The 19589-nt window shown below is 54.9% G+C and carries 16 protein-coding genes; 3 read left to right on the top strand and 13 right to left on the bottom strand.

Annotation, left to right across the window (positions count from 1 at the left end; translation table 11 throughout):
- Positions 1-143: 143 nt before the first annotated feature.
- The 7 genes from ACZF99_RS08335 to ACZF99_RS08305 all read right to left on the bottom strand — a co-directional run bounded on the left by ACZF99_RS08335 (position 144) and on the right by ACZF99_RS08305 (position 5997).
- A complete protein-coding gene (locus tag ACZF99_RS08335) occupies positions 144-1109 on the bottom strand; it encodes a MerR family transcriptional regulator (RefSeq protein ID WP_483610749.1) in 966 nt (321 codons plus the stop codon).
- Positions 1110-1655: 546 nt separating this feature from the next.
- Positions 1656-2969 carry a transcriptional regulator gene (locus ACZF99_RS08330; RefSeq protein ID WP_483610747.1) on the bottom strand — a complete coding sequence of 438 codons (1314 nt, stop codon included), beginning with the start codon at positions 2967-2969 and terminating at the stop codon, positions 1656-1658.
- Between the two features lie 319 nt (positions 2970-3288).
- The gene (locus tag ACZF99_RS08325) at positions 3289-4038 is read right to left on the bottom strand and encodes an ABC transporter permease (protein ID WP_483610745.1); all 750 of its coding nucleotides are present in this window, start codon (positions 4036-4038) and stop codon (positions 3289-3291) included.
- Positions 4039-4800, bottom strand: coding sequence for an ABC transporter ATP-binding protein (locus tag ACZF99_RS08320; protein WP_483610743.1), 762 nt, complete (start codon positions 4798-4800; stop codon positions 4039-4041).
- Positions 4801-4954: 154 nt separating this feature from the next.
- Entirely contained in the window at positions 4955-5275 is a 321-nt protein-coding gene (locus ACZF99_RS08315) for a PadR family transcriptional regulator (RefSeq protein WP_483610741.1), read from the bottom strand.
- A gap of 13 nt (positions 5276-5288) precedes the next feature.
- Positions 5289-5639 carry a DUF1048 domain-containing protein gene (locus ACZF99_RS08310; protein ID WP_483610739.1) on the bottom strand — a complete coding sequence of 117 codons (351 nt, stop codon included), beginning with the start codon at positions 5637-5639 and terminating at the stop codon, positions 5289-5291.
- Between the two features lies 1 nt (position 5640).
- Positions 5641-5997 carry a DUF1048 domain-containing protein gene (locus ACZF99_RS08305; protein ID WP_483610737.1) on the bottom strand — a complete coding sequence of 119 codons (357 nt, stop codon included), beginning with the start codon at positions 5995-5997 and terminating at the stop codon, positions 5641-5643.
- 312 nt (positions 5998-6309) lie between these two features.
- Between ACZF99_RS08305 and ACZF99_RS08300 the strand changes: the two genes are divergently transcribed.
- Positions 6310-6810, top strand: a complete 501-nt coding sequence (locus ACZF99_RS08300; RefSeq protein WP_483610735.1) for a MarR family winged helix-turn-helix transcriptional regulator — start codon at positions 6310-6312, stop codon at positions 6808-6810.
- On the top strand, positions 6788-10999 hold the full coding sequence (locus tag ACZF99_RS08295; RefSeq protein ID WP_483610733.1) for an acyl-CoA dehydratase activase-related protein: 4212 nt from the start codon (positions 6788-6790) through the stop codon (positions 10997-10999). The genes ACZF99_RS08300 and ACZF99_RS08295 overlap by 23 nt, the downstream gene beginning before the upstream one ends.
- 84 nt (positions 11000-11083) lie before the next feature.
- Here the strand turns inward: ACZF99_RS08295 and ACZF99_RS08290 are convergent, their stop codons facing one another.
- Positions 11084-12478, bottom strand: a complete 1395-nt coding sequence (locus ACZF99_RS08290; protein ID WP_483610731.1) for an MATE family efflux transporter — start codon at positions 12476-12478, stop codon at positions 11084-11086.
- A 262-nt stretch (positions 12479-12740) separates the two neighbouring features.
- Between ACZF99_RS08290 and ACZF99_RS08285 the strand changes: the two genes are divergently transcribed.
- Complete coding sequence (locus tag ACZF99_RS08285; RefSeq protein ID WP_483610729.1) at positions 12741-13670, top strand: helix-turn-helix domain-containing protein; 930 nt, start codon at positions 12741-12743, stop codon at positions 13668-13670.
- 235 nt (positions 13671-13905) lie between these two features.
- On the opposite strand, the gene ACZF99_RS08280 is transcribed toward ACZF99_RS08285, so the two are convergent.
- Genes ACZF99_RS08280 through ACZF99_RS08260 form a run of 5 tightly spaced genes read right to left on the bottom strand, consistent with a single transcriptional unit; the run spans position 13906 to position 19580 of the window.
- Positions 13906-15855: an ABC-F family ATP-binding cassette domain-containing protein gene (locus tag ACZF99_RS08280; protein WP_483610728.1), complete on the bottom strand. Its 1950-nt coding sequence runs from the start codon at positions 15853-15855 to the stop codon at positions 13906-13908.
- 15 nt (positions 15856-15870) lie between these two features.
- Entirely contained in the window at positions 15871-16698 is an 828-nt protein-coding gene (locus ACZF99_RS08275) for a DUF92 domain-containing protein (protein WP_483612607.1), read from the bottom strand.
- A 2-nt stretch (positions 16699-16700) separates the two neighbouring features.
- Positions 16701-17342, bottom strand: a complete 642-nt coding sequence (locus ACZF99_RS08270; protein WP_483610726.1) for a fumarylacetoacetate hydrolase family protein — start codon at positions 17340-17342, stop codon at positions 16701-16703.
- On the bottom strand, positions 17323-18123 hold the full coding sequence (locus ACZF99_RS08265) for a glycerophosphodiester phosphodiesterase (RefSeq protein ID WP_483610724.1): 801 nt from the start codon (positions 18121-18123) through the stop codon (positions 17323-17325). Before ACZF99_RS08265 ends, ACZF99_RS08270 begins: the two co-directional genes overlap by 20 nt.
- A gap of 35 nt (positions 18124-18158) precedes the next feature.
- Positions 18159-19580, bottom strand: a complete 1422-nt coding sequence (locus ACZF99_RS08260) for a CapA family protein (protein WP_483610722.1) — start codon at positions 19578-19580, stop codon at positions 18159-18161.
- Between the last annotated feature and the right edge of the window lie 9 nt (positions 19581-19589).

Here is a 19589-nt window from a genome sequence, read left to right as displayed (position 1 = left end):
CTTTGCGCGATTATCCCTTTCATTCAGGGAGGCCCGGAGCACGGAATTTGGCGTGCTCTTCTCCCAGTTCTCGGTGATCTGATCAAAGGGGATAATCGTGATAAGCGTCCGGCCAGCGGGTGTTGATCTACTTTATATCCGGATCAAGTGTTTTTTTCTTCTTTCAATTTAATCGGCACAAAATAACGAACCTTGCCGTAATTCCACTCCTTCATCTGTGCCGAGTGAGGTCCTGCAAAGTGGTATAACAGATGGCGGTTGGCTCCTTCATCAAGTTCAAGATGTTCCTGCCGTTTTAGCCATGCCTTTATACCTTTGTATACGCGGTCATATTCGTTATATTCCCAACTCTCCGCAATCGCTACCGCAAACAAGCCGCCGTCGAACGTGATAATTTTATACCCCTCGGTGTCAGCTTCGGTCATCCAGTCCTCTATTAAAAATAACCAGACATTTTTATTAAATTCATCGTCATGATACATAAAATCACGAGGATTGATCTTGTCGGCAATCCGAGAACCAAGGCGCATCCACATTGCGTCAAATCGGTTGAACTCGTTATCATCCTCCAGCAGCCCCGAAGTCACCATTCGGCAGGGGGGCATTTCAACGATGAGAATGTCCGGTTCCCGTTCCAGTTTTTCCGCAGCCTCCAGCAACCGGTTCACATTGGAAGGGTTGCCGTTATAATCTACATTTACAAGTTGATTTTCAATTCCTTTCGCCTTTTCATACAGCATCTTCACATCGGAATCCTTACCGAAATCGGCATTTTCAATCTGGCGGATAAATTCTAAAACAATTTCTTTCAACACATGCAAAAGAGATACTTCCCCATCGATATCATCAACTTTTTTGCCTAACACCTCCAAAACGACCTCTGAACCAGAAGTGTTAAAAATGCGCTGTATATCTTTGATACTAATATTTAGCTTGCGCAGAATCAAAATTTGCTCAAGTCTTTTAACAGCGACTTCATCATACATCCTGTAAGCATAATCATCGCTGCGAGTGCTGCTTATCAGGCCCATGTCTTCATAATAGCGAAGAGTTCGGGCAGATATATCATATTGGGTTGACACATCTCTAATTTTGATTAAATCAACCATTCAACATTTTCCTCCTGTCGGGTTTTAATATAGTGTAAACTGTTCCGCAACGGCAGAGTCAATGCCCGTCATCATAATCCGATGGCAGTACAATCACGGCATTGACCGCTTCGCAGGAGGGCTCGGAACCTGGAATGAGGCGTGCTCTTCTCCAGTTCTCGGCGAACTGATTAAAGGGGATAATCGTGTTAAGCGTCCAAGAACGGGTGTTGATTGCTGATGTGCCTTGGCCTTGATATCCCTCTAATGCTGCCCTTTGCGCGATTATCCCTTTCATTCAGGGTGGCCCGGGGCCGTGAATGAGGCGAGCTCTTCTCCAGTTCTCGACGATCTGATCAAAGGGGATAATCGTGATAAGCGTCCGCCAGCGGGTGTTTGACATCTTGAAAAAACGCCTATTCGTTTAAATTCAACGAATAGGCGTTTTTTTATCTTAGGATACACCATGTTGATCGAACGTGGTAATGGGGTTGTGATTAACAGAACCCACGCTAGGAGAAACAAATACAAGGGATAGAAAAACGGCTAAGGCGGCGATCATCATTTTCATACTTCCCTAGACACCTCGCTAATGATATTTTTGTATTTCAAGATAATTTCCTCTGGAGCTTCATTTCTATGTTGTTCAAATAAAACCATAAACTTAATGATGTTAGCATTCTTATTAATTATAACGGAATTTTCCAACCCGCGCATTAAATAATTGAATCCAGTTAGACTATCATCTTTATGAATATAGTAATAAGTTAGATTATAGAGAAGTTTGTTGTAAGTATCGGTGTATACAATGCCTATACTTATATTATCATCCCTTTGAGAGTGTTCGTACTCCTCTAATTTAGAATGAAATTCTTGAAGGATGTGATCAACATCAAAATGATACCGGTTAGCGGCATACATAATGTTAGATAGCCCCGTTATCATCTCATCCGGATTATCCAGAATATACGCCACGTATTCAGATAATACCTCAATTTCTCCACTCATAATTTTATTAGCATAAAGATTAGCCCGTGACCATATTTGAAATTGATCTACGTAATACTTCGTATCCAAATCCGTTTCTCGTACCCAGCTTAAGTCAGCGTATTGATAAGTGTATTCCATCGACTTTGCATAGTCTCCTCTGCCGTCATATACTGCTGCACACAATAGTTTGGCATAGGCGATATATAAAAAAACGGGCCTGCTAAGCCGTTTTTGTATTTTCTGAAACTCCTCTTCCGCTCGTCTTTCCCTGAAATATATAATACTCGCTTTGTGCTCCATCTCCTTGGCCAACACTTCAAGTCGGTCCCACTCCCGAAGCGAGCGGTATAGGTTAGCCAAATCCTTGAGAGCGTCCAGTTGCAGGACTTCATCCAGCCGATCCACAAACGGTTCGAATTGGTGTGCGATTTTAAGGTTATGGGCTTGGTCCGTTCCGATCCGGATTTTAAACAACCGATACTGACATACAGCCAACCGCTCGGAATACTGCCTCGTTTCGCTCAACGCCACATTTTCATAGAGAATCTCTGCGGCCCCGTATAGTTCCTTCTCAAAAAACTCCTCGGCCAGCTCAAATAAGGACGTAGCGTACGCCAAATTATCCAACAACAGGCTTACCGTTCTTCGTATGCAATCCAGCTTGTCCAATTTCGCGCATTTCCGAAGAAAAGGGCCTACTCTCCGCCAATTGGGGTCCCGTTCCTGAAGATAATCCTCGATATATTTCTCGTAATAATGCCCTTTGGGTACGCCCATGACCTCCGAAATCCGGTCCAGATGATCGATGGTTAAGGCTCGGTTGCCGTTTAATATATAGCTCAGCGTTCCCGCGTTAATTTTTAACCTCGTCGAGAATTGAGTCAAATTCAATTCATTTTCTCGGATAAAACAATGAACTTCCTCCAGGATCGTAGATGCACTCATCGATCATCACCACACATTCCTCATAATCATTATGTCTGGAATTATATGTATGAAATTAATATATCTTCTTTTCATACTGTGGTCAATTAAACTTCTAAAGCGTAAATAAAAAAATGTCCCTACCTTCCCCTTTTGAGGGGAGTGCAAGGACAACTTATCTACTGCTAAACTTGCTTTTAGTTCTGTTTAGCTTCCAATCTATTCAAAAGAAACCAGATTCATACGATATCATACAAATTTCGGCCTTGGGATAAGCGATTTGGGCTTACCCTAACTTGCTTTTAAAAACTCTGCCGGCGAAGAAGTAGGCGATGATCATAATGCCGACGCACCAGGCTAGCGCGACCCAGATCTCGTTGCCCACCGTACCTTCATAGAGGAGGGCCCGAATCGCATTCACGATGGAAGTCACGGGCTGGTTCTCGGCGAACACCCGAACAATTTTAGGCATGGTTTCGGTAGGGACGAAGGCCGAACTGATAAACGGCAGGAAGATCAACGGGTACGAGAAGGCCGTTGCCCCTTCCATTGTCTTTGCTGTCAGGCCGGGAATGACCGCCAGCCAGGTCAGCGCCAGCGTAAACAACCCGAGGATCCCGGCTACCGCGAGCCATTCCAGGATACCGGCGCTTGAACGAAAGCCCATCAAAAGCGCGACGAGGAAAACCACCACGACAGTAAGCGCATTGGAAACAAGCGATGTCAATACATGAGCCCATAATACCGACGAGCGCTTGATCGGCATGGTAATGAAACGCGCCATCAACCCGCTCTTTATATCCCCAAACAGCCGGAAAGCCGTGTAAGAGATGCCGGATGCAATCGCCATCAGCAAGATTCCCGGCAATAAATAATTGACGTAATTGTCCGTACCTGATTCTATGGCGCCGCCAAATACGTAGACAAATAACAGCATCATCGCAATTGGCGTAATCGCTACCGTGATAATCGTATCCGGGCTGCGCATGATATTGCGCATTAAACGTCCTAGTAATACCCCTGTTTTGCTTTTCATTTACTTCTCCTCCTTTTTGCCGATGATCGCGAGGAAGATTTCCTCCAACGTCGGCTGCTTCTCAACGTACTCCACTTTCGCTGGCGGGAACATCTCTTTGAGTTCGGCAAGGGTACCGGTCGTGATGATTTTTCCGCCATGTAGGATGGCGATCCGGTCCGCCAGTTGTTCGGCTTCCTCCAGATACTGGGTCGTCAGCAAGATGGTCGTTCCGCTACCGGCAAGCTCCTTGACGGTATTCCAGACTTCAATCCGCGCTTCGGGGTCAAGTCCTGTCGTCGGTTCATCGAGAAAAATGACTGCCGGACTCCCGATCAGGCTCATGGCGATGTCAAGCCGGCGCTTCATCCCGCCGGAATACTGGTCCGCCCGGCGGCCCGCCGCATCGGTCAGGCTGAATTTAGCAAGCAGATTGTCGGCGACTTGAGCGGGATGGGAAACTCCCCGCAGCTTGGCGATCATTATCAGGTTTTCCCTTCCTGTATGCATGCCGTCTATAGCTGCAAACTGCCCGGTCAGGCTGATGCTCTGGCGAACATGATCCGGTTGACGTTGGACGTCAGAGCCGCAAACACTTGCTTCCCCGCCATCGGGCTTCATCAGCGTCGAGAGGATGTTGACCGTCGTCGTCTTGCCCGCTCCATTGGAGCCCAGCAGGGCAAATATCTCGCCTCGCCGCACCTCAAAATCCACCCCCTTTAAGACCTCCTTGTCTTGAAAGGATTTTTGTAACCCTTTTACGGAAATCGCTGCCTTGCTCATCTTGTTTCCTCCCATCAGCTATTTAGTATGACTGGTAACCTGTATCACTTACTACCTGACTAAAATAAAACTGAACAGCGAAGGTGGAAATTCACATTCGTAACCAGCCATTCAGTCGGGATCGTCTGCGGTAGGATCCAGGTTCCTCATTTACTTAATTGGACTTCAAAGCATTAATTTTTGACGATAGGAAATCCCACTTTTCCCAAAACGAAGCGAGTTCTTGACGGCCAGCCTCATTCAGGGTGTAAAACTTGCGGGGCGGTCCCATATCCGACGGTTTCTTTTCGATATTGACCAGGTTTTTCTTCTCTAATCGCACGAGGATGGTATAAACCGTCCCTTCCACGACTTCGGTAAACCCCAGCTCGTTCAGGCGCCGGGTAATCTCGTAACCGTACGTTTCACGGCGGCTGATGATTTCCAACACGCACCCTTCCAGCGAGCCCTTCAGCATTTCAGTTAAATTGTCCATGTTTTACACCCTTTTATTTCGTTTTGTCGGTCACCTTTTTCATAGCCTTGTTCATTGCGTGGTTAACGGAGTCTTCGTAGATATCGGTGTACGTTTTGGAGTCTTTGATGAGTTCGTCGCAGAAAGCCGCAACGTCGCGCCCCGTCACCTCGAGAACTCCTTTCCCGAGACTCGCGCCCTCCTCAAACAAATCCACAATCCCCGAGAGCAAGCCGATCCCATTACTGAGTTCAACGGGTCCGACCCGAAAGAGATATTTCTGAATCTCGTTATAGACGATTTGATAATCCTGCGGGAGTGCTTTAACGCGCGCGACGTGGGCCCGCCATTCTTTTTTGCCTTGAAGCATTTCTTGAATATTCATGTTATCCCTCCAGCTTCCCTAATTTTTTGGCGACATTCTTGTTGAGCTGCTCGCGCCACTTGTCACGAAGCGACTTGGCCCCTTCTTCTCCGGCCAGCGCCGAACAGAAGCCTTGGATATCGTCACCCAGCACCTCTTGAACGCGCTGACCGTCCGCCGCCGTTTCTTCAAGCCAACTCAGCGCACCGTCCAGGATGGGCATGAGGTTGCGACCGGTGAAGTCGGAGTGCTGCCAAAGATTCACTTTAATTTCCTCCCATGCCGCTTGGTAATCCGCCGGCAGCTTTTGAGCCCGCGCTTCAAACCCTTTGAATTCTCTCGTCATGTCATTGCCTGTGATTTTGTCCCAAAAATTCATGGCTCTTCTCCTTTATCTCGATTGTTTTCCAAGCTATTCTGTCTGACTAATATTCTGTATAACTTAGTACCGGTGGAAAAAGGAACCGAATAGCGGGTGAAAGCTCTTGCTTTCGCTATTCAGTATCGCTGACTACAGGTACATTGTAACACCGAGTAGCCGAAGTGTCAATCGGTTCCCTAACGAAATTTTGTTAACGGATTTTCTTGTCTATATTACATTTATTATATTCCTGCGCTCCCGCCCGATGATATGGTTTGAGTATAAAGTTTTATCGTAAAACTTTATTTGGATGGGGAGGCAGACAAGACGATGAAGGACCCTCAAGAAATGTGCGACGGAATCTGCGAGACCACGCTCGACATTGCTCATAACATGGGCCGGTTGTTTTTTAACGACGGGGAGCAGATTTTGCCCAGCAAGTTTTTTATTCTGCTGGCGGTTTACCGGAACGGGAAATCGACGGTGACGCAAATTGCCGAACAGGTTGGCTTATCCTCCAGCGCCAATACGATCGCCATCAACAAAATGGTCAAGGACGGCCTGCTGGACCGTGTTCGGGACCGTGAGGACAAACGCATCTGCTGGATCGATTTGACGGCAAAGGGGCGAGCGGTGCTTGAAGCCATGATCGCCAAACGCAACCAAGTCTTTCAAGCGATTCTCGGCGATTTTCCCGAGGAACAGCTGCTGGTGTTCCTGCAGTCGCTGCAGACGATCCGAGACAAGTTTGTCGCGAAGAGCACGGCTTTCGATACAACGTTCATGGCAACGGGGACGGAGGAACATCATGCGGCTGCAGATCGGACTTGATATCGGCTCCACCACGGCCAAAATCGTTGCGTTACGCGAAGAGGTCATCGTGCACCGGGCGTACGTCCGCCATTATTCGGATATCCGTACGGCGGTGCCGGCGCTGTGGCGGCAGGTCATGGACCGGTTTCCCGGCGCGGAGGCCGGCCTTTGCATCAGCGGTTCGTCCGGGCTGAAGCTGGCCGAACTGACCGGCATTCCGTTTCTGCAGGAGGTCGTCGCCTGTACGAAGGCGATCCAGCGGCTGGCGCCGGAGACGGACACCGCGATCGAGCTTGGCGGTGAGGATGCCAAGATCATTTACTTGCGCGGCGGCATCGAACAGCGGATGAATAACGCCTGCGCCGGAGGAACCGGTGCGTTTATCGATCAGATGGCCGCGCTGCTGGAGACGGATCCGGCGGGACTGGACGAATGGGCCGCCCGCTGCGAGACGATCTACCCGATCGCTTCGCGCTGCGGGGTGTTCGCCAAGACGGACGTGCAGCCGCTGCTGAACGAAGGGGCGCGCCGCGAGGATATCGCCGCCTCCATCTTCCAGAGCATCGTGACGCAGACGATCAGCGGTCTGGCCTGCGGCCGGCCGATCCGCGGCAAGGTGGCTTTTCTTGGCGGGCCGCTCACGTTCCTGCCGCAATTGCGGGAGCGGTTCATTGCCACGCTCCAACTCGCGCCGGACGATGTCGTATTCCCGGACGATGCCCAGTATTTCGTGGCGATCGGCGCCGGTCTGCATGGCGCGGGCGGACCTTCGCGTCCGCTCGGCGAATGGCTGAACCGGATGGAGACCGCAGAGTGGACGGCCGCGCCCGATGGCGAACATCGGCTCGCCCCCCTGTTCGCGGACGAGCGGGAATACGACGCCTTCCGAAAGCGGCACGCTGCGGCAACCGCAGCCCGGGCGGATCTGGCGGGGTACAGCGGTCCCTGCTTCCTCGGCATCGATGCCGGATCGACCACGACCAAGCTGGTGCTGACCGGTTCCGAGGACCAAATCTTACATACGTTTTATCGCGGCAATAAAGGGAGCCCGCTCGCTTCCCTCGCGGAAGCGCTGCAGGAAATGTACGCCCGGCTGCCGGAAAGCTGTTATATCGCGCGCGCCTGCGTCACGGGTTACGGCGAAGGTTTGACGAAAGCGGCGTTCCGCATCGATGTCGGCGAAGTGGAGACGGTCGCCCACTATAAAGCGGCTGCCCGCTTCCTGCCGGACGTCGACTTCATTCTCGATATCGGCGGGCAGGATATGAAATGCATCAAAATCCGCGGCGGCGCAATAGATAGCCTGCTGTTGAACGAAGCCTGTTCGGCGGGCTGCGGCTCTTTCCTCGAGAGCTTTGCCGGTGCGCTGGGGCTGGGCATCGCCGAGTTCGCGGACGCGGCGGTGAAGTCGGTCCGTCCGGTCGATCTTGGCTCGCGCTGCACGGTGTTCATGAACTCCAAGGTCAAGCAGGTGCAGAAGGAGGGCGCCTCCCTGCCCGATCTTTCGGCCGGGCTGGCTTATTCCGTCGTGAAGAACGCGCTGCAAAAAGTGATCAAAGTCCGCAATCCCGAGGAGCTCGGGCGGCGCATCGTTGTACAGGGCGGTACCTTCTACAACGATGCGGTGCTGCGCGCCTTCGAGCTGCTCACCGGCCGGGAGGTCGTTCGTCCCGACATCGCCGGCATCATGGGCGCTTACGGCTGCGCGCTGCTGGCCCGCGAGCAATATGACGGAGCGGGCCGCAGCAGCCTGCTGCCGGGCGAGGAGCTGCACTCGTTCACCTATGAGGTCTCGCATGCCCGCTGCTCCTTATGCAGCAACAACTGTGCGATGACGATCAGCCGATTTCCCGACAAGAGCTTCCACGTCAGCGGCAACCGCTGCGAGCGCGGCGCGACGCAGAAGAAAACGAAGACCGGTCTCCCCAATCTTGTCGAATACAAATACGAGCGGATGTTTGACTACGCTCCGCTCCCTGCGGAGCAGGCGGTCCGGGGGACGGTAGGCTTGCCGCGGGTGTTGAATCTATTCGAAAACTATCCGTTTTGGCATACGTTTTTTACCCGGCTGGGATACAAGGTTGTGCTGTCGCCCAAATCATCAAAGAAGCTGTACGAAACCGGCATGGAGACGATTCCGTCGGAGTCCGTCTGTTATCCCGCCAAGCTGGTGCACGGCCACATCGAAAGCCTCATTCGCAGCAAGGTCGACTTCATCTTCTATCCTGCCGTTGTCTATGAGAAGAAGGAGGACGCTTCGGCCGACAACCATTTCAACTGTCCGGTCGTCGCCTCGTATCCCGAGGTCATCCGAACCAATATGGACCGGTTGAAGGAGCAGGGCATCCCGCTGGTGAGTCCGTTCCTGAACATCGATCATGTGCCGGCCTTGAAAAAGACGCTGCAAGCCACGTTCGCGCACATTCCGGCGGAAGAGCTGGACGCGGCGGTCGATGCGGGGCTGCAGGAGGCCGAGCGGGCTCGCAGCGATATCCGCGCTCAGGGCGAAGCAACGCTGAAGCTGCTGGAGGAGGCCGGAGCCAAGGGAGTCGTGCTCTGCGGCCATCCCTACCACAGCGATCCCGAGATCAATCACGGCATCGCCGACCTGATAACCGGGATGGGGCTGGCGGTGTTGACGGAGGATGCGGTGTGCCACCTTGGCGCCGTCAAACATCCCCTGCCTGTCGTCAATCAATGGACGTACCACGGGCGAATGTACCGCGCGGCTTATTTCGTCAGCGGCCGGGACGACCTGGAGCTGGTGCAGTTGACCTCGTTCGGCTGCGGCATCGATGCGATCACCGCGGATACGATTCAGGAGATTCTGGAGCGTCACCAGAAGACCTTCACCTTAATTAAAGTGGATGAGATCAGCAATTTGGGAGCGGCGCGCATCCGGCTGCGCTCGTTACTGGCGGCGATGAAGGAGCGCGAACAGGCGCAGGTTACCGCCCGGACGGCGTCCGCGCCGGCTTCGCCGGCCGCTTTTACCAAGGAGATGAAAAGCGAATATACAATTCTTGCCCCGCAGCTCTCGCCGATTCACTTCGAATTGTTCGAGACGGTGTTCCGCGGGGCCGGTTACCGGCTGAAGGTGCTGGAGAAAGCCAGCGCGCAAACTACCGACGAGGGCTTGAAATTCGTGAACAACGATGCTTGTTATCCGGCGATCGTGACGATCGGGCAAATCATGGCGGCCCTGCGGGGCGGAGACTACGATCCGAACCGGACGGCGGTGATTCTGACCCAAACCGGCGGTGGCTGCCGGGCGACGAATTATATCGCTTTGCTGCGCAAGGCGCTGAAAGAAGCGGGAATGGCGCAGATCCCGGTCATTTCCTTGAATGCCTCGGGGATGGAATATCAGCCGGGCTTCAAGCTGAATGTAAAGCTGATCAACCGGTTGATCGCGGCGGCCTGCTACGGCGATCTGCTGATGCGGCTCTTGTACCGCTTCCGGCCGTATGAGCGGAACGCCGGCGATACCGAGCTGCTGTTCCGCCAATGGATGACGCTGTGCAAGCATTCCCTGCAGGAGTTTTCGTTCCATGAATACAAGAAAAATGTCCGGGACATGGTCGCGGAATTCGAAGCGCTGCCGCAAACGGGGGCATCCAAACCGCGGGTCGGCATCGTCGGCGAAATCCTGATCAAATTCCATCCCGATGCCAATAACCGGATCGTGGAGGTGATCGAAGCCGAGGGCGGCGAAGCGGTCGTGCCCGATTTCCTCGATTTCATGTTCTATTGCTTATACAATCCGATTTATAAGGCGGATCACTTGGGCAAAAGTAAAATGCTAGGCCTCGTGAACCCGATGGTCATCCGCTATATCGAACTGTACCGCAAGCCGATGAAACAAGCGCTGGAAGCGAGCCGCTATTTAACCCCGCCGGAGAGTATCTACAAGCTGGCGGAAAAAGCCGGACGCTTGGTATCGGTCGGCAATCAGATGGGGGAAGGCTGGTTCCTCACGGCGGAGATGATGGAGCTGCTCGATCACGGCGTGAACAACATCGTCTGCATTCAGCCATTTGCCTGCCTACCAAACCACATCACCGGGCGCGGGATGATCAAAGGGCTGAAGGAGATGTATCCGGACGCCAACATCGCGGCCATCGACTACGACGCCGGCGCCAGCGAAGTGAACCAGATCAACCGCATCAAGCTGATGATGTCGGTAGCCAGCGGCGTGCTGTGCTGAGCTAGTAAAAAAACCTTTAAGCCTAGGTCTGCCCATGTTTGGGCGATGTAAGGCTTAAAGGTTTATTTTATGTAAAGGCCGTTGTCAGTCCTCCACCAATCGATGCCGGTACCACTTGGTTCCGCGGAAGCGGCGCAGGAAGATCAATCCGCGGATCCCCCATTCGATGTCCATGGCCAGCCAGACGCCAACGACGCCAAACGGCAGCACGACGCCTAAAATATAGCCGAGCACGACACGGAACAGCCACATCGACAACATCGATACGACGGACGTATATTTTGCGTCTCCGGCCGCCCGCAGCGCCGAAGGCGTAATGAAGCTGATCGCCCACAGCGGAATTTGCGCGATCGTATTGATCAGCACGATGGTAAAGATATCATCCACGATCTCCGCCGGCGGGTGAAACAGCGATACCAGCGGATGGAACAGCGGAAGGATGATGAGCCCCATCACGACGAAGGTCGCCGAGGAGAGCCACAGAAACGAGCGCGTCAGCTTCCGGGCATCCTCGATCTCCCGGCGTCCGATGCATTGCCCAACCACGGTTACGATCGCGATGGACAACGCGTTGGCCGGGATTTGAATCACCATCGCCAGCGAAGCGCTGATCGCATTGGCGGCAATGGCGTAGGTGCCCAGGCTGACGATGAAAATTTGCGTCAGTATTTTGCCGCCGTTAAAGAACATCTGCTCCGCCGCAAACGGCATGCCGATTGAGAGAATTTTTTTGAGCATCGTCCAGTTGACTTGCAGCATATCCCGCAGGCGAACCCTCAGCGACTCGTCCATTTTGACCAGATAATAAATGGCGCAGGCCGCGGCCAGATAGCGGGATACATTGACGGAGATGTTCATTCCCATGATTCCCATGTCCGCCAGTTGGATCAAGATAAAATTCAGCGCGACGTAGGAGAGGTTCATGATCAGCGACAGCATCAAGGAGGCCCGCGATTTTCCGATCCCCCGCAGCACCCCGCACACCGCTTCAACGATCGCGATCCCGCAAAACGACAGGCTGCTGCCGATCAGATACGATTTGGCATTTTGAAACACGTCGGCTGCTGCCGAACCAAACAACAGGTTCAAGGTGGGCGAATGCAAAGCGATGATCAACAGGCTGATCGCAAGTGCCAGCAGCACGACCGAGGAGACGGATCCCGAGGAAGCCTTGGATACCATCGCGTCATTCCGGCTGCCCTTATACTGCGCGACCACGACAGTCCCCCCTGTCGCCACGGCGACAAACACGTTGATCAGGAAAATATTCAGCGAATCGACCATATTGACGGCGCTCACCGCCGCTACCCCGGAGGAGCTGATCATGGCGGTGTTGACCAGATTCAGGCCGATGATAAACGCCTGGTCGATCAAAATCGGGATAATGAGTGCGATAATTTGCCGGTAATCGATCGATTGGCCGGAAAAATGCCGATCCAAAAAGCGACGCGTTGTTGCTCTTATTGCTGCACTTGCCACGTTATCACTTCTTTTTCATGAAATTTCGCAGGCAACCGTCCATCGACCGAAAAAAAGAAAGACCCTTCGTCGGGCGAAGAGTTTACAGAGAGAACTATGAACCTGCCTAGCACATTGCAAAAAAACATTCGATAGTATTATAGCACAGATCGGTAGAGATAGATTACTCTCTCCCGCTGGAACGCTTCGCTAAAAAAGAGCAGAGAGCGTCAAGCCGCCACTGCCGCTTCCATGTTAATCTAATCACAAGGAGGTGCGCAGGATGCACGCATGGGAACAAATCCAACTCACGATCGACTATATCGAAGAACATCTTTCCGAGGAGTTGCAGATCGAAGCTCTGGCTAGGATGGCGGCGTTGTCGCCGTTTTATTACCAGCGGCTGTTTAGCCGGCTCATCAAAAAGCCCGTCAGCGAATACATCAAGCAGCGCCGGCTGGCCCGAGCCGCCGAAGCCCTGCCCTTGAATGACCGGCGGATCATGGATGTCGCTTTGGATTTCGGCTTTTCCTCCCACGAATATTTTACCCGGTCCTTCAAAAGCGCGTTTGGCCTTACGCCGGAGGAATACCGGGCCAATCCGGTCGGGTTGAACCGTTTCGCGAAACCCCAACTGCTGCTGAATTACACGACGGTTGACGAAAATGTCCCTTTGGTCGTCGACGGCATCATGATCGAAATCGGGCGGCGGCGATCGTCGGCGACCGAATATTTTATCGGTCTGTCCGTGGAAGAGCCGATGGGGCAGCTGCCCGGCAGCGGAGCAACCGGCATCGATACATTGGGCTTGTTGTGGGACGATTTTCACGAGAAGAAACCGGGGATTCGCGAATTGAAAGCCGGCGGGGACGAGCTTGGCGTCGCTTATCCCGGTACGAATCCGGGCTATTATCGTTACTTTGCGGGAGCCGAAGCGCACGCGGCCGAGCCCCCGGAAGGGTTCACCGCCTGGACGCTTGCGGAAGGCGAATACATCGTTTGCTCTTTTGCGGCGGAAGATTTCACGCATCTCGTGATGGACGCCTTGTACAAAGCTCAACAGTACCTGTTTGGCACCTGGCTGCCGAATCACGGCATTACTATCAAGCCCTTTTCGATCGAGCGTTATGCCAGCCACGAACCAGATACGACCGGCATGGAAATTTGGGTCGTGCCCGAAACGGAAAAACCAGAAGCGGATATGAAGATTTAGGGGCAAAGGGTGCAATAGAAAGCGAAGGGTGCGGAATGGCGGGGGATGAACAATAAGGGATGATTTGATTTACATCTTCATCCCCCAAATTGTATTTTGCACAACATTTCCTCCCGATAATGACTTGAGGTGGCCAACGCGGCATCGGTTCACGCAAGGGCCACCTGAATAACAAAGAATTAAACTACCGAAGTGGCGCACGGGGATCTAGGGTCAATGGTGATCCTTCCGCAGCTTACGAATTCCGCTGGGCTTCGATCTTCTCCGCCAGCTCGTTCAGATACGTCCAGCGTTCCATCAGGCGTTCCAACTCGGCCTCCGCCTCCTGCTGCTGCTGCATCAGTTCTTGCAGGCGGACGGCGTCGCTCGCGGCGGATTCCATTTCCCCGGAAATCGCCGCAAGGCGCTGCTCGGCCGCTTCGATGGTCGCGTCGATCGTTTCGTATTCGCGTTGCTCGTTATAGCTGAACTTCAGCTTCTCTCCGCGGCCCGGGTCGCGGCTGCCGGAAGCAGATTGCGGTCCGGCGTCGCTCCGGTCAGACCGATCGGTGCCTGTCTTGCGCGAATCCGGAGCAGTTTGTCCAACCGCCTGCTGCGTGCGCTCCTCATAGTCGCTATAATCGCCGACGTGCACAGCAACTCCGCCGCCGCCCTCAAACGCCATGATCTTGTCTACGGTCCGGTCGAGGAAATAGCGGTCATGGGAGACGACAAACACAGCCCCGGGGAACTCGTCCAAATACGCTTCCAGCACCGTCAGCGTCTGGATGTCGAGATCGTTCGTCGGTTCGTCCAGCAGCAACACGTTTGGAGAGCCCATCAGCACGCGCAGCAGATACAGCCGCCGCTTCTCTCCCCCCGACAGTTTACCGATCGGCGTCCACTGCATGTCCGGCGGGAACAGGAACCGCTCCAGCATTTGCGCCGCGGTAATCCGCGTGCCGTCCGCCGTCGTCACCACCTCCGCCGCTTCCTTGATATATTCGATCGCCCGCTGCTGGCTGTCCATTTCCTGATGCTCCTGGGTAAAATACCCCAGCTTCACCGTTTGGCCCAGCACGATTTCGCCGCCATCCGGCTCGATCCGCCCGGCGATCATGTTCAGCAGCGTCGACTTGCCGCTCCCGTTGGGTCCCACAATGCCAACGCGATCGCCCGGCACCGCCGTGTAAGTCAGCTCCCCGATCAGCAGCCGGCCTTCAATCGACTTGCGAAGCCCGTCGATCTCCAGGATTTTGCGGCCCAGCCGAGTGGAAGCGACCGAGATTTCGAGATTATCGCTCTTATATTCCGTCTTTGCCGCTTGCAACTGCTCGAACCGTTCGATCCGCGCTTTCTGCTTGGTCGAGCGCGCTTTGGCCCCGCGGCGGATCCAGGCAAGCTCGTTCCGCAGCAGATTTTGCCGTTTCTGTTCGGAGGCGGCTTCGCGCTCTTCGCGTTCGCTCTTCAGCTCCAGGAAGCGGCTGTAATTCGCTTCATAACGGAACAGCCGGCCGCGATCAAGCTCCAGCATAACGTTGCAGACGCGATCCAGAAAATAACGATCGTGCGTTATGAGCAGCAGCGCGCCGCGCCGTTTCTGCAAGTACGCCTCGAGCCAGGCGACCGTATCGTTGTCGATGTGGTTGGTGGGCTCGTCCATAATCAGCAGCTCCGAAGGGAGGATTAGAGCCGAAGCGAGCGCCACGCGCTTGCGCTGGCCCCCGGACAAGCTGCCCATACGCTGGGCGAAGTCGGTAATGCCTAGCTTGGACAGGACGCTTTTGGCATCGCTGACCAGCGTCCACGTTTGCAGCCGGTCCATCTCCTGTGACAACCGCGCCAGTTCCGCCTGCCGTGCGGCATTTTCCGGCTCCCGTTCCAGCGCTTCCTCGGCCTCCATATAAGCGGATACGACCTGAAGCTCAGGTCCGCCGCCTTGGAACACGCCGCGCAGAACGGAAATGTCCGGGGCATATTCGGGATTTTGCGCCAGGAATGTCACGCGGACGTCCCGATTGATGGCGACCTTGCCGGAATCGGCTTGTGTAAGGCCGGCGATGACCTTCAGGAACGTGGATTTGCCCGTCCCGTTGACGCCGATCACGCCGATTTTATCGTTTTCGTCCATGCCGAAGGAAGCGTCCTGAAACAGCACTTTCTCCCCATAAGTTTTCGTCAGTTGTTCCACCGTCAGTATGTTCATTCGTTAACCCCTACTTTATCCTATCATCCCGATTCCCCAAGCCAGGAACCCGGCTGCCAGGGAACTGAGTAAATTCACCCTATCGTTATTCATCCAGCGGTAACCGCGCAAATGCTCGGTTCTCCGGCCGCAATGCTCCGCCACCTCAACCGCTTTGCCGCACACGGTGCAGCGCTGCATGTCCTGAACGGTCGCGCCCAACCAGGAATCGGCGAAGGCTCCGGCCAAGCCGGAAATTCCGCCGATCAGCCCCCATTTCACCAGCGCCAGCAACGCGGGACCTACCTCGGAATAAGCGTCGTCCCCCGTCCACATCCGCAGCAGCCATGCGGCCCCGCCGATGCACGCCGCACCGGCCAGCGCCGCCGTGCTGCCCAGCAGCGTTACCCCGCCCGACGTTCCCGGGGGAACCCGGCGGCCGTTCAGGATCGAACGCGGCTCGCGTTTGCTGAGGCCGCCCCATTCCGTCGCCCACGTGTCCGCAGTCACTGCGGCCATCGTCCCGACGAAAAAGTACGCCCACGCCGGATCGGGCCAGAACAGATTGCCAAGGCAGGCCACCATGCCCAGCCCGCCGTTCGCCAACACCTGGCCGGCGTCCCGGCGTCCGCTTTTGGCATACGATTTCTCTAGCTCCGCCTTACGTTCGCCGCGAAAATGCGAGAAAACCGACGAACTGACGAAAAACAGCAGCAAGATCCCAAACCAGAACAAATTGCCGGCGCCGTAATACACCGTGCCCATCACGAACGCCGCCAGCATTCCCGACAGGGATAACGATCGCTTCTTATAGGCCGCCCCAGACACGATCAGGGCGCAAAGCGCCCCTACGATCCAATTCATATTCATTTTGCGGCCGGGCCGGAAGCGACTGTGCAACTGCCCAACACCTGGGAGCCATAGGATAACTCCAGCTTGTCCCCTTGAACAACCGGGCCTACGCCTTCAGGCGTCCCGGTAAAAATCAAGTCCCCTTCGCCCAAACCGTAATGCTCGGCGATATAATCGACGATTTGCTGCAGCGGGAAAATCATCCGGCTGATGTTGCCGCGCTGCACAACCTCCCCGTTCTTCCGCAGCACGAAATCTTCGTTCGCCGTTTCCGCCGCACCGGGGAACGCGAGATAAGGCGTGATCGGCGCCGATTGCAGGAAGCCCTTGGCCGGCGTCCACGGATTGCCCTTGTCTCTGACGATGTTCTGCACATCGCGCAGCGTGAAATCGATCCCGAACGCAATGACGTCCACCAAATCGTCCACCGTCATCCCCGGCTTGTAATCGCGGGCGATGCGCAGCACCAGCTCGGCTTCATAATGCACCGATCCGCGGTCGGCCGGAAGCGCAAGGCCCCGTCCGTCCATCGCCGTCACCGCATGCGACGGTTTCAGGAAGATCATCGGCTCGGTCGGCACCTCGTTGCCGAGTTCCTCGGCATGCGCCCGGTAATTCCGCCCAACGCAGTAGACATTAGCGATCATTTTGTTCATCGTCATTTTCTCCTCCAGGGGATTGTGATTTCACAATCGAGTTTGTAAATTTCCCGCTTCCGATCGCCTGCCGCCATACATCCGGCCGGTTCGTGCAGAGCAGGATATCGGCATGCAGCGCCGCAACCTTCCGCAGCGTCTTGACATCGTCCATCGTCCAGGCCATAACCTCGATCCCATGCTTGAACGCTTTTTCCGCCAACTCGGCGGTTAACGAGCGATAATGAATCGATAAGAACGAGCAACGCAACAGCTTGAGCCGCAGCAGCAAATCCTTCGGCCGCCCGTCGATGATCAGACCCGTGCGAATGCCGCGGCCGACCTCCTTGATCTTCGCCAGTACCCTTGGTTCAAACGAAGTCAGCACGACCTCGTGCTCCATATGCCGCCGTTTGACAGCGGAGATGACCTTCTCCTCCAGGCCCGGGTACATGTTGCCTTCGGTCTTGATCTCCAGATTGGCACGCAGCCGTCCGGCGATCGCGTCCAGAAACTCATCGAGGCTCGGCAGGCGTTCTCCGCGGTAAGCCTCGGACTTCCAACTGCCGGCGTCCAGCGTTTGGAGCTCCGCCCAGGTCTTGTCCTTGACCGGTCCCCGGCCGTTTGTCGTGCGGTTCAGCGTAAAATCATGAATCAATAAAGGCACGCCGTCCTTTGAACATTGTACATCAACTTCGATCCAGCGGACATCTTCCTGCTGCAGGGCGAGCTGGACCGCGGCCATCGTGTTCTCCGGGGCGATCCCGGAAAAGCCGCGATGGGCCACGCATGGATTACGCACTCTCTCGCCTCCCTTCTGTCGGAAACGGACTTCCCTTACGTGCGGCGATCCGTCTGTCGCGGTATACCGGGCATTGAGCCCATCCCCGTCCTGGAGACGCTCACCTCACCGTCCTCCGAAATCCGGACCCCCGGCGAAAAGCCCTCGATTTCCTTCAGCAACCGGCTTCCGTCTTCGGGGCTCATCGGCACGGGTTGCCCCAGCTCCGTGCGATACGGGATCAGCTTAAGTTCGCAATCCCCGCCGCGCGTGCATGAAGCGGCAAACACCGCGGTCTCCCACGTTTTCGGATCCTTCGACTTGGTAAAAATAAAGTTGCCCGTACTGTAGGCAATCCACTTGCCTTTGTATTGTTCCAGTCCTTGCATCACATGCGGATGGCCGCCGATGACCAGGTCAGCTCCGGCATCGATGAACGCGTGCGCCAGCTCCTGCTGATGGTCCTCCAGCTTCGTCGTCCGCTCCTTGCCCCAATGGGTCATGACGAACACCAGGTCGGCGTTGCCGCGGGCCGCCTGAATCGCGTTCAACGCCGGTTCCGGCGCGTACGCGGAGGCTACCCCCGGTTTGTTCGCTCCCGCGACCCATCCCGGCTCCGGCACCACCCGGCTGAAGCCGAACAGGGCGATCTTGATCCCTTTGCGTTCGAGATAGACCGGGGCATAAGCTTCTTTGCTGTTCTTGCCGGCGCCGACATACATCACGTTATGCTTCCGCAGCGCCTTCATCGTATCCCGGAGTCCGGGCACGCCCTGGTCCAGGATATGATTGTTGGCCAAATTGACCGCGTCCACGCCGGCCTGGGCCATCGGTCCGATCGCCTTCGGCGGCGACTTGAACACGAAGGTCTTATCTTCCGCCGGCTCTCCGCCTGTCGTTACGGGCGTCTCCAGATTCAAGACGCTTAAGTCGTCATTCTGAAACAACCCGCGGACGTATTCGTACGGAAGCTCGTATCCCGCTTTTTCCAGCCGTTCCTCAACCTTGCCGGAAAAAATCGTGTCGCCCGCAAAATGAATCAGCAGCCGCTCCGCATCGTCGTTCTCCTCCTTGCCGAAATCCGTTCCGGACGGCGGATCGGTTAAGCCGATTTCTCCCTCGCCGGCCGGGTCATCGTTATCTTCTCCCGGAAAAACGTCGCCCGTTACGCCGTTATCCTGATCGTTCTCCTTCTCCGTCCCGGTTTGTGCGCGATCGCCATTCTCCGGCGGCGCATCCGTCGTCTCGCCGGCTCGCGAATCGTCCTTATCCGGCGCCGGTTGGCCCGAAACGCCCGGCAATTGCTCGGTTCCCGCTTTCGGACCGGCTTGCCCGATGCGTTCCTCCATATAAAAGTAAGCTCCCAGCACGAAGATTAAAGTGATGAGAGTCAAGTTAAGCAGGAGCCAAATCCGGTGTTGCCGCCGCCTTTTCTCCTGCTGCTTCTTTTTGTTTTTTTCCGACCTTGGTGGGTACATTACAAACTC

The organism is Paenibacillus sp. JL3B1040 (assembly GCF_057063165.1).
This window is presented reverse-complemented; position numbering and strand designations above follow the sequence as displayed.

What these genes read in the sequence shown, in the direction of transcription:
- ACZF99_RS08305 (WP_483610737.1), bottom strand. Translation starts at nt 5,997, where the DNA reads ATGAATTTTTGGGACAAAATCACAGGCAATGACATGACGAGAGAATTC.
- ACZF99_RS08315 (WP_483610741.1), bottom strand. Translation starts at nt 5,275, where the DNA reads ATGGACAATTTAACTGAAATGCTGAAGGGCTCGCTGGAAGGGTGCGTG.
- ACZF99_RS08285 (WP_483610729.1), top strand. Translation starts at nt 12,741, where the DNA reads ATGCACGCATGGGAACAAATCCAACTCACGATCGACTATATCGAAGAA.
- ACZF99_RS08320 (WP_483610743.1), bottom strand. Translation starts at nt 4,800, where the DNA reads ATGAGCAAGGCAGCGATTTCCGTAAAAGGGTTACAAAAATCCTTTCAA.
- ACZF99_RS08275 (WP_483612607.1), bottom strand. Translation starts at nt 16,698, where the DNA reads ATGAATTGGATCGTAGGGGCGCTTTGCGCCCTGATCGTGTCTGGGGCG.
- ACZF99_RS08270 (WP_483610726.1), bottom strand. Translation starts at nt 17,342, where the DNA reads ATGAACAAAATGATCGCTAATGTCTACTGCGTTGGGCGGAATTACCGG.
- ACZF99_RS08280 (WP_483610728.1), bottom strand. Translation starts at nt 15,855, where the DNA reads ATGAACATACTGACGGTGGAACAACTGACGAAAACTTATGGGGAGAAA.
- ACZF99_RS08310 (WP_483610739.1), bottom strand. Translation starts at nt 5,639, where the DNA reads ATGAATATTCAAGAAATGCTTCAAGGCAAAAAAGAATGGCGGGCCCAC.
- ACZF99_RS08300 (WP_483610735.1), top strand. Translation starts at nt 6,310, where the DNA reads ATGAAGGACCCTCAAGAAATGTGCGACGGAATCTGCGAGACCACGCTC.
- ACZF99_RS08295 (WP_483610733.1), top strand. Translation starts at nt 6,788, where the DNA reads ATGCGGCTGCAGATCGGACTTGATATCGGCTCCACCACGGCCAAAATC.
- ACZF99_RS08325 (WP_483610745.1), bottom strand. Translation starts at nt 4,038, where the DNA reads ATGAAAAGCAAAACAGGGGTATTACTAGGACGTTTAATGCGCAATATC.
- ACZF99_RS08260 (WP_483610722.1), bottom strand. Translation starts at nt 19,580, where the DNA reads ATGTACCCACCAAGGTCGGAAAAAAACAAAAAGAAGCAGCAGGAGAAA.
- ACZF99_RS08335 (WP_483610749.1), bottom strand. Translation starts at nt 1,109, where the DNA reads ATGGTTGATTTAATCAAAATTAGAGATGTGTCAACCCAATATGATATA.